Annotated in this window: 9 protein-coding genes; 5 read left to right on the top strand and 4 right to left on the bottom strand. The window is 71.8% G+C overall.

Features of this window, described 5'->3' with window-relative positions:
- The first annotated feature begins 184 nt into the window (after positions 1-184).
- The gene (locus tag ABZ493_RS21100; RefSeq protein ID WP_430584072.1) at positions 185-385 is read left to right on the top strand and encodes a hypothetical protein; all 201 of its coding nucleotides are present in this window, start codon (positions 185-187) and stop codon (positions 383-385) included.
- Positions 386-426: 41 nt separating this feature from the next.
- On the opposite strand, the gene ABZ493_RS21095 is transcribed toward ABZ493_RS21100, so the two are convergent.
- Positions 427-1,473: a LacI family DNA-binding transcriptional regulator gene (locus tag ABZ493_RS21095; RefSeq protein ID WP_430584071.1), complete on the bottom strand. Its 1,047-nt coding sequence runs from the start codon at positions 1,471-1,473 to the stop codon at positions 427-429.
- Positions 1,474-1,689: 216 nt separating this feature from the next.
- Between ABZ493_RS21095 and ABZ493_RS21090 the strand changes: the two genes are divergently transcribed.
- From ABZ493_RS21090 to ABZ493_RS21075, 4 genes are read left to right on the top strand one after another with little or no spacing between them, the layout of a single operon-like run.
- Positions 1,690-2,991 carry an extracellular solute-binding protein gene (locus tag ABZ493_RS21090; RefSeq protein WP_430584070.1) on the top strand — a complete coding sequence of 434 codons (1,302 nt, stop codon included), beginning with the start codon at positions 1,690-1,692 and terminating at the stop codon, positions 2,989-2,991.
- 7 nt (positions 2,992-2,998) lie between these two features.
- Entirely contained in the window at positions 2,999-3,967 is a 969-nt protein-coding gene (locus tag ABZ493_RS21085; protein ID WP_430584069.1) for a sugar ABC transporter permease, read from the top strand.
- Positions 3,964-4,851 carry a carbohydrate ABC transporter permease gene (locus ABZ493_RS21080; protein ID WP_430584068.1) on the top strand — a complete coding sequence of 296 codons (888 nt, stop codon included), beginning with the start codon at positions 3,964-3,966 and terminating at the stop codon, positions 4,849-4,851. The genes ABZ493_RS21085 and ABZ493_RS21080 overlap by 4 nt, the downstream gene beginning before the upstream one ends.
- A 14-nt stretch (positions 4,852-4,865) precedes the next feature.
- The gene (locus ABZ493_RS21075) at positions 4,866-7,316 is read left to right on the top strand and encodes a glycoside hydrolase family 3 N-terminal domain-containing protein (RefSeq protein WP_430584067.1); all 2,451 of its coding nucleotides are present in this window, start codon (positions 4,866-4,868) and stop codon (positions 7,314-7,316) included.
- A gap of 120 nt (positions 7,317-7,436) precedes the next feature.
- Here ABZ493_RS21075 and ABZ493_RS21070 read toward each other — a convergent pair whose 3' ends face one another.
- The 3 genes from ABZ493_RS21070 to ABZ493_RS21060 all read right to left on the bottom strand — a co-directional run bounded on the left by ABZ493_RS21070 (position 7,437) and on the right by ABZ493_RS21060 (position 14,109).
- Positions 7,437-8,525 (bottom strand): LuxR C-terminal-related transcriptional regulator, encoded by a 1,089-nt coding sequence (locus ABZ493_RS21070; protein WP_430584066.1) that lies wholly within the window; start codon positions 8,523-8,525, stop codon positions 7,437-7,439.
- A 116-nt stretch (positions 8,526-8,641) separates the two neighbouring features.
- Positions 8,642-11,539 (bottom strand): M4 family metallopeptidase, encoded by a 2,898-nt coding sequence (locus ABZ493_RS21065; RefSeq protein WP_430584065.1) that lies wholly within the window; start codon positions 11,537-11,539, stop codon positions 8,642-8,644.
- Positions 11,540-11,769: 230 nt separating this feature from the next.
- The gene (locus ABZ493_RS21060; protein ID WP_430584073.1) at positions 11,770-14,109 is read right to left on the bottom strand and encodes a discoidin domain-containing protein; all 2,340 of its coding nucleotides are present in this window, start codon (positions 14,107-14,109) and stop codon (positions 11,770-11,772) included.
- Between the last annotated feature and the right edge of the window lie 141 nt (positions 14,110-14,250).

Here is a 14,250-nt window from a genome sequence, read left to right as displayed (position 1 = left end):
CACCCGCCGCCACGCCCTCGGCACCCGCACCCCACCACGAACCATCACGCACACCCTCCAGATCAGGATGTTGCGATGACCGGTTGAGACCGCCTCCAGATCACCGCGAGGTAGTTCACTTCTCGCCGAGGTAGTTCCCGGTCGTGGCGAAGCGGTGCGACCGGCGCATCGCTAGGCTCTCCGCGTGCGAACCCCCGGGTGGTGGGGCGGTGCAGCCGGTGGCGACTCCTTGACCGGCATGGCGGTCATGGCTGACGAGGGCGGGGTGATCGCCGTCGACCCCGAGCGGCCCGACGGCGACTACGTCGGCAGCTATCTCTCGTTCTGCGGCGTCGACGCGCCTCCGGTGATGTTCCCGGACGCCTCGACCGTCGTCGTCCGCTGAACTACCTCGCGGAGCCTGGAACTACCTCGCGTGGATCTGGACTACCTCGGCGGGGGTGCCGTGGAGGAGCGGACGACGAGCGACGTGGGCAGGCGCAGGTGGCGCTCGCGGGCGGTGCCCTCGAGGAGGTCGAGCACCATGCGGAGCGCCTCGGCGCCCATGCGGTGCAGGGGCTGCGCGACCGTGGTGAGCGGGGGAGCGCTGCCCCACGACTCGGGGATGTTGTCGAAGCCGACGACGGACAGGTCCTCGGGGACGCGCAGGCCGAGCTCGGCAGCCACCCCGATCACGTGGATGGCGGACAGGTCGTTCGCGGCGAACACGGCGGTGGGGCGGTCCGGGCGGTCGAGCAGGGTGCGCACGGGCGCGTCCGCCAGGTCGGGGCGGTAGCCGCCCACCTTGATGAGCAGGGGGTCGACGGCGATGCCCGCGCCCTCGAGGGCCTGGCGGTAGCCGAGCTCGCGCAGGCGGGCGGACTCGAGGTCGGCGCGGCCGCCCAGGTGCGCGATGCGCCGGTGGCCCAGGTCGATGAGGTGCTCGACGGCCTCGCGGGCGCCGGTCGTGTTGTCGGAGTCGACGGTGGGCGTGCCCTTGGGCCCGGTGTGCGGGTCGACGGCGACGACGGGCACGGGGGAGTCGGACGACATCACCATCGTCGGCGTCACGACGATCGCCGCGTCGACCAGCGTGCCGGCCAGCCGCGACAGCGACCGCCGCTCCCAGCCGGTGCGCGCGCCGCCGTCGGTGCGGCCCGCGTAGGCGAGCAGCTCGTAGCCGGTGCCGTCGACGGCGGACGAGATGCCCTTGAGCAGCTCGGTGGAGTAGGGCTCGAACTCGGCGACGAGCACCCCGATGACGTTCGTGCTGGTGCGGCGCAGGCTGCGGGCGACCAGGGAGGACTCGTAGCCGAGCTCCTCGACGACGGCGAGCACCCGCTCGGACGTGCCGGCGGCCACGCCGTACCGGTTGTTGACGACCTTCGACACGGTGGCGACCGAGACGCCGGCGACGCGGGCGACGTCGGAGATGGTGACGCGCCCGGCGACGGGTGCAGAGGGACCCCGGGGCGGGTCGGCGGCGGTGCTCACGAGTCGACAGTATGCGCCATGCGGGCGGCGGTCACGCGTCGTCCTCGTCGTCCGGAACGGGCTCCGGGTGAGATGTCGAAATCGTTATCGACAACGATTGACGGCCGGGCCGCCCGCCTGCCACTCTCGTGTCAGGCACAACACCTACCTCGCGGCAGCGTCGCTGCCGTGCCCGTCGACGAAGACAAGGGATCGATGATGACGAGGACGAGGTTCATGCGAGGCGCCACCGCGGTCGCGCTCGGGACCACGGTGGCGCTCCTGGGCGCCGCCTGTGCGGGCCAGGGCACCGGCACGCAGGGCGACGACGACGGCGGCAGCAACGCCGACGCCAGCACGATCACGTGGTGGCACAACTCCAACACCGGCGACGGCAAGGAGTACTACGACAAGGTCGCCGCCGACTTCGAGAAGGACCACCCCGGCACGACCGTCGAGGTCAGCGCCATGGCCCACGAGGACATGCTCACCAAGCTCGACGCCGCCTTCCAGGCGGGCGACGCGCCCGACGTGTTCATGGAGCGCGGCGGCGGCGAGCTCGCCGACCACGTCGAGGCGGGCCTGCTCAAGGACCTGTCGGAGCCGGCCGCCGACACGATCAGCACCATCGAGCCGTACATGTCCGGCTTCCAGGTGGACGGCGCGTCGTACGCGCTGCCGTTCTCCATGGGCGTCGTCGGCTTCTGGTACAACAAGTCGCTGTTCGAGAAGGCGGGGATCACCGAGACCCCCACCACGATGGACGAGCTGTACGCCGCGTTCGACAAGCTGCAGGCCGCGGGCATCACGCCGGCCTCGGTCGGCGCGGGCGACAAGTGGCCCGCCGCGCACTACTGGTACTACAACGTGATCCGCCAGTGCGCTGCGGACACCCTCGACACCGCGGTCACCTCGGTCGACTACTCCGACCCGTGCTTCGTCAAGGCGGGCGAGACGCTCGACGAGCTGCTCGCCACGGAGCCGTTCAACAAGGGCTTCCTCACCACCCCGGCCCAGACCGGCGCGACGTCGGCCTCCGGCCTGCTCGCCTCGGGCAAGGTCGCGATGGAGCTCGCCGGCCACTGGGAGCCCGGCGTCATGCAGGGCCTCACCGAGGACGGCTCGGGCCTCGGCGAGGACACGGGCTGGTTCTCCTACCCCTCGATCGACGGCCAGCAGGGCACCGACGGCGCGCAGATGGGCGGCGGCGACGCCTGGGCCGTGTCGAAGGACGCGCCCGACGTCGCGGTCGAGTTCGCCCAGTACCTCCTGAGCGACGAGGTCCAGCAGGGCTTCGCCGAGCTCGACATGGGTCTGCCGACCAACCCGACGGCCTCGGAGAAGGTCTCCGACCCGGCCCTGGCAGAGCTGCTGGAGGTGCGTGACAGCGCCCCGGAGATCCAGCTCTACCTCGACACGCTGCTCGGCGCGTCCGTGGGTGGCGCGATGAACGACGCGATCGCCCTGCAGTTCGCCGGCAAGGCGACCCCGCAGGACGTCGTCGACGCGGTGCAGTCCGCCGCGGAAGCGGACCAGTGACGGTCCGATGACGGACACCGCAGTCCGGTCCGCCGACCGTGCCCCGGCACGGTCGGCGGACCGCCGTCCGGAGCGCCGCGGCCGCGCCGCGGCGTGGCGCAAGCGGGCGGAGATCGCCCTTTTCGTGACGCCGGCGCTCGCGCTGCTCGTCGCGTTCGTCGTGGTTCCCGTGGCCACCGCCGTGCAGATGTCGCTGTACAAGTGGAAGGGCTTCGGCCCGATGGTCGACTTCGTCGGCCTGCGCAACTACGTCTCCGTGCTGACCAACGAGGTCTTCACGGACGCCGTCGTGCACAACCTCGTCATCGTGGTGGGCTCGATCCTGCTGCAGCTGCCGCTCGGGCTCGCGATCGCGCTGCTGCTCAACCGCAAGATGTGGGGCCAGGGCCTGCTGCGCACCATCATCTTCGTGCCGTACGTGCTGGCGGAGGTCATCGCCGGCGTCGTGTGGTTCCAGCTGCTCCAGCCGCAGTACGGCGTCATCGACACGATGCTCGCCGCCGTGGGGCTGCACGGCCCGGACCAGGGCTTCCTCGGCACGCCCGAGTACGCCCTGTGGACCGTGCTCGTGGTGCTCACCTGGAAGTACCTCGGCCTCGCCGTGATCCTCTTCCTCGCGGGCCTGCAGGGCGTGCCGGACGAGCTCTACGAGGCCGCCCAGCTCGACGGCGCCTCCTGGTGGCAGGTGCAGCGGCGCATCACGATCCCGCTGCTCGGCCCGACCATGCGCACCTGGGGCTTCCTGTCGATGATCGGCTCGCTCCAGCTCTTCGACATGGTGTGGATCCTCACCGGCGGCGGGCCCGCGAACGCCACGACGACCATGGCGACGTTCCTCGTCAACGAGGGCACCAAGCGGCAGAACTTCGGCATCGCCGGCGCCGCCTCCGTCGTCCTGTTCGTCATCGCGCTGGTGCTCGCGCTCGCGTACCAGAAGTTCATCCTGAGCCGCGACAGCAAGGAGGGCGGCCGATGAGCGCCGTCACGACGCCCGCCCGCCCGTCCGCCCGCACCGCGGACCGCGGAGCGCGGAAGAGGACGTTCTCCGGCGGGAGCCCCCTGGTCTACGCGATCGCCCTGGTGGTGGTGGCGGTGACGCTCGGGCCCGTGCTGTACGGCGTGCTGGGCGGGTTCCGCACCAACGCCCAGCTCGCGGAGGACCCGGCCGGCCTGCCCAGCCCGTGGGTGTGGGACAACTACGCCGGCGTGCTCTCGGCCGACTCGCCGTTCTGGGGCTACTTCCTCAACTCGACGATCATCGCCGTCGTCACGACGGCCGTCGTCGTGGTGTTCGGCATCATGGCCGCCTACCCCCTCGCGCGGTACCGGTTCCGGGGCCGCGAGGCGTTGTTCATGGTGTTCGTGATCGGCCTGCTGTTCCCCGCGACCGTGGCGATCATCCCGCTGTTCATCCTCATCACGCAGAACTACCAGATGGGGAACACCTGGTGGGGCGTGGCGCTGCCGCAGGCGGCGTTCGCGCTGCCGATGACGGTCGTCATCCTGCGCCCGTTCCTCCAGGCGCTGCCCACCGAGCTCGAGGAGGCGGCGCAGCTCGACGGCGCCAGCCGCATCGGGTTCTTCTGGCGGATCCTGCTGCCCCTGTCGGGGCCGGGAATGGTGACCGTCGGCGTGCTCGCGTTCGTCGGTTCCTGGAACGCCTACCTCCTGCCGCTGCTGCTGCTGCAGGGCGACATGCGGACGCTGCCCCTGGGCGTCGCCGACTTCTCCTCGGAGCACTCGGCCGACACCGCGGGCGTGTTCGCCTTCACGACGCTGGCGATGATCCCTGCGCTGGTGTTCTTCCTCGCGATGCAGAAGCGCATCGTGAACGGCCTGCAGGGAGCCGTGAAGGGATGACCCAAGGAGAGCACGTGACCCACCCCGTCCCCACGGTGCCGGAGCTGCCGGAGCTGCCCGTGGTGTCCGAGCGCGTGACCGCGCTGCACGCCCGCATGACCCTGGAGGAGAAGCTCGCGCAGCTGGTCGGCTACTGGCTCGACAAGGGCGGCGACGTCGTCGCGCCCATGCAGGGCGAGATGGCGGCCGGCGACGGCGGCCGCCTCGAGGAGGTCACCCGGCACGGCATCGGGCACTACACCCGCGTCTACGGCACGCGGCCGGTGGACCCCGCCGAGCGGGCGGCCTGGCTGTGGGCGGAGCAGCAGCGGCTGCGCCGCGAGACGCGGCTCGGCATCCCCGCCCTCGTGCACGAGGAGTGCCTCACCGGGCTGTCCGCGTGGAAGGCGGCGACGTTCCCCACGCCCCTCGCCTGGGGCGCGTCGTTCGACCCGGACCTCGTGGCCGAGATGGGCGGCGTCATCGGCGGGTCCATGCGCGAGCTCGGCATCCACCAGGGCCTCGCGCCCGTGCTGGACGTGGTGCGCGACCCGCGCTGGGGTCGCGTCGACGAGTGCATCGGCGAGGACCCCTACCTCGTCGGGACGGTCGGCACCGCCTACGTGCGCGGCCTGCAGGACGCCGGCGTGCACGCCACGCTCAAGCACTTCGTCGGGTACTCGGCGTCGCGCGCCGGGCGCAACCACGCGCCCGTGTCGGCGGGCCCCCGCGAGATGACCGACGTCTTCCTCCCGCCGTTCGAGATGGCGGTGCGCGACGGCGGCGTGCGGTCGGTCATGGCGTCGTACGTCGACGTCGACGGCGTGCCGATGCACGCCAGCCCCGAGCACCTCACGCGGATCCTGCGCGACGAGTGGGGCTTCGACGGGACCGTCGTCGCGGACTACTTCGGCGTCGCGTTCCTCGAGGTCATGCACCGGATCGCGGCCGACCGCGGGCAGGCGGCCGCGCAGGCGCTCGCGGCAGGCCTCGACGTCGAGCTGCCGTCCGGCGACGCGTACCTCGAGCCGCTCGCGGAGGTGGTCCGCGCGGGCGGGCTGGACGAGCGGTACGTGGACCGCGCCGTGCTGCGCGCCCTCGCGCAGAAGGAGGAGCTCGGGCTGCTCGACGACGACGCGTTCGCCGGGGAGCCGCCCGCGGTGGTCGACCTGGACTCGCCCGCCCACCGCGACGTGGCCCGCCGCCTCGCGGAGGAGTCGCTGGTGCTCCTCGGCAACGACGGCGTGCTGCCGCTGACCCGGTGGAGCGCCGCCCCGGCGCGCGTCGCCGTCGTCGGCCCCAACGCGCACCGCAGCGACGCCCTCATGGGCTGCTACTCGTTCGCCAACCACGTGCTGGCGCACCACCCCGAGGTGCCCAAGGGCTTCCACATCCCCACGGTCTTCGAGTCCCTCGGGGGCGCGTTCCGCTCCGCGGGACTGCCGCAGCCGGAGCTCGTGCACGCGGCGGGCTGCGACGTCGAGGGCGAGGACACGTCCGGCTTCGCGGAGGCGGTCGCCGCCGCGTCGTCGGCCGACGTGGCCGTCGTCGTCGTGGGCGACCACGCGGGCCTGTTCGGCCGTGGCACCGTGGGCGAGGGCAACGACGCGGAGTCGCTCGAGCTGCCGGGCGTGCAGCGCGGGCTCGTCGAGGCGGTGCTCGCCACCGGCACCCCGGTCGTCATGGTGGTGCTCTCGGGCCGGCCGTACGCGATCGACTGGGCGCTCGACGTCGCGGGCGACTCCGACGACCGCCGCCCGGGCGCCGTGCTCCAGGCGTTCTTCCCCGGCGAGGAGGGCGGCACCGCCGTCGCCGCGGCGATCGCGGGAGCGGTCAACCCGTCGGGGCGCCTGCCGGTGTCGCTGCCGCGGTCGGCCGGGGCGCAGCCGTACTCGTACCTGCACCCCGTGCTGGGCGGACCGTCCGACGTCACGTCCACGGACTCGACGCCGCTGCGGCCGTTCGGCTTCGGCCTGTCGTACACCACGTTCGCGTACACGGACCTGGCCGTCGACGGCGAGGTCGCCGCGGGTGGCGCCTTCACCGCGGCCGTCCGGGTGACCAACACGGGGACGGTCGCCGGGGCGGACGTCGTGCAGCTCTACGGGCACGACGTGATCGGGTCCGTGACCCGCCCGGTGGCGCAGCTGCTCGCCTACCGGCGGGTCGTGCTCGAGCCGGGGGAGTCCGCCGTCGTGACCTTCGACGTCCCGACGACGCGGCTCGCGTTCGCCGACCGTCGCCTCGTGCGCGTCGTCGAGCCGGGCGACGTCGAGGTCTGGGTGGGGTCGCACGTCGCGGCCACGCCCGACGCCGAGGCCGAGGGCGTCCAGGACGCCACCGGCGGCGCCATCACCAGCGCCCGCCGCTCGGAGAAGCGCGACCTGCCGGGCACGGCGACGCCGCGCGCGACGCTCGTCGTCACCGGCAGCACCTACGAGGTGACCGTCGACGACGCGCGGGTGGTGACGTCCACCGTCGCGTGACCGGCACGGGCCGGGCCCGGGGGGTTACCTCTCGGGCCCGGCCTGTGCCGGCTCGGTCGGACGGTGCTGCGCTCGTCGAGGGCACCCGACCGCTGACCGGACGGTTCCCGGGGTCCGACGTCAGGAGTCCGCGAGCCAGCCGCGCCGGGCCGCCTGCACGCCGGCCTGGAACCGGCTGCTCGCCCCGAGCCGTGCCAGCAGCGCCGTGATGCGGCGGCGGGCCGTGGCCACGTGCACGTCGAGGTGGCGAGCCACCGCCTCGTCCTTGAGGCCCGCCGCGAGCATCGTCAGGAGCTCGCGCTCCTCGGCGGTGAGCGCACCGTCCGGGTGCGGGGCGTCGCCCGGTGGTGCCACGACCGGCACCGCGTCGTCCCACAGGGCCTCGAAGAGGGGCACGAGGACGTGCGCGAGCACGCCGCCGCGCAGCACCAGGGCCGTGGTGGTGGCGTCGGCGGACGACGAAGGCGGCAGCAGCGCGGTCTCGCGATCCACGACCAGGAGCTTCGTGGGCAGGGTCGCGCGCACGCGGACGGTCATCCCTGCGCCCCCGAGCTCGAGGATCCCCTCGGCGCGCCCGGGCGTGTCGAGCCCGTCCTGGGAGACGATGCGCCGCGAGACGACGCCACGGGCGAGCGCCTGGTCGACGTCGTCGTCCGCCCCGACGCTGAAGTGCGCGGACGAGACGTCCGAGCGGCGGGTCCCGATCTGCACGTACGGCGGTGTGTCCAGCACGAGCACCTCGTGCCGTGCGGACATCACGAGGTGGGTCGTGAGACGCGCGATCTCGGGCGTGCCGACCACGAGGCTGGCGTCGCCGACGGGCAGGCGCGCGTCGGAGGGCCACAGTCCGTCGGCCAGGCCGTCGACCATCGCGTCCACCGTGCGCAGCTCGGCCTCCCGCTGCGCGAGCTCGGCCATCCGCCGCATGACGACGGTCCGCAGGGCCGCGCGCGGGGCCACCGCCCCGAACGCCGTGAGGAAGCCGTCCGCCGCGAGCCGCGCCAGCCCGCGCTCCGTCCGGTCGGGGTCGAGCCCCGACAGCGCGGCCAGCTCGCCGGACGCCGTCGCGCCGGTGCGCAGGGCCGCGCGGTACAGCCGCAGCATGTCGTCGTCCAGCCCGAGCTGGGACAGCTCGGGCGGGTCGGACCCGAGGTCGACGGGGGCGGTCCCGTCCTCGGTCGGCGGGCGGTCGGGCTCGAGCGTGGGCACGCCCGGAGTGTGCGGTCTGCGGACAGATGTGACAAGTCGTGCACGTGCCCTCCGCACGACCGCGGCCGGGCACCCCTTCGTGGGGCGCCCGGCCGCGGCTCGTCGGGAGGGTCAGGTCAGCACGTGCCGACCGGGCGGTCCCGCTTGACCAGGTTGGTGTGGCTCGTGGTCCCGTCGAACCACAGCACCCGGGAGCCCTCGTCGGCGGCGGCGAACATCTGCTCGCCGCGGCTGCAGGACACCCGCTGCGCGCCCTTCTTGCCGTCGGCGGCCACCTGGAAGAGCTTCGGCAGCGTCTCGTTGGCCCACCACGTCGCCGGCGGGGTCGACGTGATCGTCACCGCGGTGCCCGACGCCGTCAGCGAGTAGGGGTAGAGCGTGCTGTCGGGTGCCTCCGGGACCAGGGTCACCGGAGAGGTGCCGTCGAAGGACGCCGTGCGCACGGCGGCCTGGCCGGCGTCGGTCGCGTCGGTGTCCTCGATCCAGACGACGCCGTCGTCGGTGATGCCGGTCTGCCCGATGCCCATCACCGTGGCGTTGTCCATCGGCATGAGGGTCTTGGTGCCGGTGACGGTGTCGAAGACCTCGACGCCGAGCCGCGGGCCCTCCGCCGTGTACCAGAGCTTCGCGTAGGCGATCTTGCCGTCCTTGACCGAGGGCAGCGCCGTGGACACAGCGGGGGTGCCGGGGTCGACCAGACCGGACTCGCCCGTCTTCAGGTTCGCCCAGCCGACGTGCTGGGTACCGGTGGTGTAGTCGGTCACCGTCCGGACCGCGAGGTCACCGTCGACGGCCAGGGACCCGACGGGCCCGTTGTGGCTGAAGGCGATCCGCTTCGGCAGGCCGCCGGCGACCGGGCGCGACCACATGGTGATCGCGGTGCCGGAGTACTCGGCCCAGACGACGGTCGTGCCGTCGGTGTCGGCGTACACGTTGAAGCTGCCGTTGTTGCCGCTCACCAGCTCCGGCCGGCCCTTGCCGTTCGTGTTGCCCAGCCACACCGAGTAAGGCATCGAGCCGTCCTCGTTGCTGCGCGAGACGGCGTACCTGCCGCCGCCGGCGCCGACCCCGGTGTCGCCGACGTTGACGTCCGCGACCAGGAGGTCGCTGTCGACGCCGAGCGTCTTCTCCCAGCCGGCCACGATGCCGTGCGCGTCGAAGGCGCCGGTGACGATCTTCAGCTGCGCCTTGGTGGCGCCCAGCTCCTTCGCGGCGGCGACGACGGCCGCGCGGCCGGCGAGGAAGTCGTCGAGCGGGGTCATGTACCCGGACAGGGCACGGTAGACGACCTGGTCGGCGAGCTCCGCTCCGAGCCGTTCGCGGATGTCCCACAGGGCACCGGAGAAGATCGTGGAGTTGAGGTGGACACCGCCGTTGTCGCCGCTGACGCCGACGCCGACGAAGTCGGCGAAGGTCGTGGCGCCGTCGTTCAGGTCGCGCAGCGCGCAGTCGCGGGGGGCAAGGTTCGTGCACAGGTCCTCGCCGAGGAGCGCGGCGTCCGGGTCGTCCATCGAGACGCCGCCCGCCTCGAGGTCGATCGCGTTGCCGAAGTAGTCGGCGACGGCCTCGTTCATGGCACCGGACTGGCCGATGTACACGAGGTTCGCGGTGTGCTCGACGACGCCGTGGGTCATCTCGTGGCCGACGACGTCGGTGTCCGCGGAGAAGGTGCGGAAGTCGCCGCCGCCCTTGCCGTAGACCATCTTCTCGCCGTCCCAGAAGGCGTTGTTGTAGGGGCCGCCGTTCGCGGTGACGCCCACGATGGAGTCGATGTACCCATCGGCGCCGTCGAGTCCGGCACGGCCGAAGGTGTCCTTGTAGTAGTCGTAGACCTGACCGGCCGCCCAGTGCGCGTCGATGATGCCGGAGTCGGTGAACTCGGGGCCGAAGTCCGCGGTGGAGTTCTCGGCGATCGTCGCCTGGCTGGGCCAACGGCCGGAGGCGGAGCCGGCGTCCGCGCCGTGGGCGTCGTAGGTCTTGATCAGCGGGCCCGTGAACGGCGTGTCCGCGTCGCGGCGGCTGTAGTCGTACATCTGGAACGGCTTGTCCGCGCCGGCCTGGTAGAGGCCGAGCTCGACGGTCTGGCCGTCGTACCGGACACCGGTGCCCAGGACGTAGCCCGGGCTCGCGCTCGCCGCCGTCTCCGGGGCCTCGGTGGTCGTCGCGGACCCGGCCGCCGCGGCGGCGGGGTCGCCGTCCTGTGCGCCGAAGGTCTTGATCGCGCTGTACTGCAGCACCGGGAAGCCGCCGGCGCCGTCGACGTACACCTCCTGCTCGACCGGCATCCCGTCGGCGTCCACGCCGGTGACGGTGATGTGGCGCGTCAGCACGCCGTCCCCCTGCGGGAGGACGGCCAGGCCGTGCGACTCGCCGCGGAAGGACTTGATGGTCTCGGGCGTGTCCGTGCGTAGCAGCCCGCCGGGGGTTCCGGCGACGGCCGCGACCGCGCGCTGGATCGCGACCTCCTCCGAGACCGCCGGCGTCACGGTGTCGAGGTCGAGGTCGGTGAAGTACTTGCCCGACGTGCCGGTGACGGTGCGCTCGCCGCCGGACCTCGTCATGCGGACCACGTACTCGCCGCCGAGGACGTCCACGCCCCGATACTGCTGCTGCAGGCGGACGACCTCCTGGCCGTCGGCGCTCTCGGTGCCGGCCGCCTTCAGGGTCTTGCCCGGGTCGGCGATGTGGAAGCGGCCCTTGCTGGCGCCGAGGAAGTCCTTGGCGGCCGTGGCGGGCGCGACCGACGCGTCGGCCTTCTCCGCCAGCCCGGTCACCAGCGCGGGGGTGTCCGTCGTGGTCTCGCCGTCCGGGGTCGGCGTCGCCGCCGTCGCCGCCGGGGACTGCTGCGCGGTGCCGGTCGTCTGCGCGGACGCGACGGACGGCATCCCCGTCATGACGAGGCCGGCGACGACGAGCGCCGTGAGGCCGTAGCCGGAGGCCCGCCGGCATCTCTGCCCGGTCCTCGGCTCGTCCGTCCCTGTCCGTGCCGCGTGCTCGTGCGCTGAGGTCGCCATCGGCGTCTCCTTCGTCCCAGGTGAACCAGCTCGACGGGTTCAGGGAACGTGCGGACCGGTATCAGGGTCAACGATCTGCCGTGCCGACTAGTAGGCATGCACAGATGTGAACGGGGGCTTTCGGCCCCCCGCGCGTGGCCCGGCACGGGCCAGGATGAGGCATGCACGACGCCGCCCGCGTCGCGCCCTGACCGGCGAGGGGCAGCGCGACGCGGGCGGATGTGCGGTGCTCAGCTCGCGTCGTCGTAGACGTAGAGCTCCTCGATGCTCCAGTACTTCGTCGGTTCGGCGCCGGTCTGGCTGATCCGGATGTACCGCGCCTCCTGGGGAGGCAGCTCGATCACTGTCTCACCGGACGATCCGGTGCCAGTGGCCACGGGCTCGCCGAACGTTGTGCCGTCGGTCGAGACGGAGACCGCGTAGCCGCGCGGGTAGTCCTCCGGACTCTTGGTCGAGTCGTCGAGCACGATGCGGTCGAACGTCTGCACCGACCCGAGGTCGAGCAGGTACCACTCGGAGCCCGTCTGATAGCTCGAGTTCCATCGGGTGGTGCCGTCGTTGTCGAACGCGGCGCCCGCGGCCGCCGAGTTGCGTGAGGCGGTCGCGGTCCAAGCAGTCCGGTCGAGCATCGAGTCGAAGCCGACGGGCAGGAACGTGATCCGGTCCAGGTCCATCAGATCGCTGCTGTCACCGTCGTTGGACCGGAACCGGAGCACCAGGTTCTGGGTGTCCCCGACGGGCTCCGGCAGAGTGAAGCGCACGGTGTCCCACGCGCCGCCCGTGTCGGGGACGGGAATCTCCGCGATCGCGTTGCCTGACACGCTGCCCAGGGCCAGCTCGAGGTGTGAGGCCTTGGTGGTCCGCACACGCAGGTCGAGTGCTTGCGCCCCGTCCCCGAAGCCCACGGAGTCATAGCGGACGTAGTCCTGGTCGTCGGTCTCGGTGACGTACGAGGTGCCGTCGCTCGTCGCCGTCTGGACGCCGCCGGTGGCGTCGAAGTCCTCCGCGTCGATCCCCGTGTAGGGGTTCTTGTGAGCGGGGCCCGGCGGGACGTCCGTACCGTCCGGCTCGTCGGGTGTCGCCGGCAGGGGGGCGCCGGGGTCGCCGGTCACCGTGATGCGGACACCCTCCGGCCCGATCTGGCCGTCGTAGCGGACCACCAGCTCCTTGGCGTAGCCGCTGCCGTGGCGGGTGAACGAGACCGGGCGCCCGTCGACGGTCACCGTGATGCTCTTCTTGGCGCCCAGATAGTCGTGCAGGTGCAGGTCGGACACGCGCATGGGCTCGTCGCTCGTGACCGTGATCTGTTGGTTCTGGAACGTGTCACCGGACTCCCGGTAGCTGATCGTCCCGTACCCCTGGGGTGAGACGAACGTGCCGTCGGTCAGCGTGTGGTCCATCTCCGGCAGAAGCTGGGGCTGGACCCACAGGTCGCCGCTGCTCTGGTCCCGCTTATAGCCGATGACGTCGTTGTAGTTGCGCCAGATGGTCGGCGTGGAGATGTACTGCTTGTCACCCGAGATCGCGGTGGCCGCGTAGTCCGGCTCGTCGACCTCCGGAAGGATGTCCAACGGCATGTTGAAGACGTTGTCACGGTCTCCGAACTGCCGGTCGTAGGAGTCCTTCTGCATGGCGACGAACTGGTCGGCCCGACGGGTGTTGAGCAGGAGCCCGCCGTAGTGGGCGAGGAGGTACGGCGTCCACTCGTCATAGGTGCCCCGGGTGTAGCCGAGTCCCCAGTACAGGGGGTGGTAGTAGCCGTCGAGGTCGCTCAGCACCTGATCGGTCTCGTCGGCGGTCCAGATCTCGCCGAGCCGCATGCTGAGGGACAGCCACTGGCCGGCGAAGTAGGACTCGGAGATCCGCCCGGTCGGGAAGTTGCCGTTGAGGTACCGCTGTCGGTACGACTCCTTGACCTGGTCGAACGCCGAGTCGTAGCGGGCGGCAAGCTCGGCGTCGTCACGCTTGTCGGCCAGCCGGGCCATGACCTCGTAGGCGACGGCGGACAGGCTGGCGTTGAACGCGTTCGGGTCACCGCCGGCGTCGTAGGAGTTCTCGCTGTCGTCGAACGTGTACGGGTAGTCGGCGCTCCCGTACTCGTCGACCTGGTCGAAAATGCGTTGGCCCGCCTTCTTCATGTAGGGCCAGAAGTACTCCAGCCGATCCGCGTCGCCGGTCTGCTGGTAGGTCTCGTAGACGGAGACGATGAAGCCGGCGTTGAGGTCGACCCACTTGTCGACACTGCGGTAGTCGGCGTGCTCTGTGTCGTCCCAGTCGACGAGGCGGTCCTTCTGGCTGGTGTCCGCCATGTAGTTGAAGTCGTGGTGGATCTGCCCGTCCGAGCGCTGCGTGCGGGCCCAGTACTCGAGCTCCTGCCACGCGATCGCCGGGAACATGTTCCCGACCACCTGGCGGGCGTGCCACATCTGGTCCGAGGTGCCGAACGTCGTCCACTCACCCTCGGCGAACGCGGTGCGCCCGTCCTTCTTGTACATCGAGTTGTTCGTGAGGTTTGCCAGGGAGTCGACCGTCTGGTTGACGAACCAGGCCGGCACGTTGGACCCGCGCATCCGGGTCACGAACTCGTCCGCGGTGGCGCGGAGGGCGTCGAACCGTCCTAGGTGTACCCGGCCACGACGTTGGTTACAGCCGGCTGATCGGCGGGAGCCCGCCGAGCGCTTGGTGGCGACGTCGGGTGTTGTAGTACTCGA

It is taken from the genome of Isoptericola sp. NPDC019482 (assembly GCF_040632295.1).
Lineage (GTDB): Bacteria > Actinomycetota > Actinomycetes > Actinomycetales > Cellulomonadaceae > Isoptericola.
This window is presented reverse-complemented; position numbering and strand designations above follow the sequence as displayed.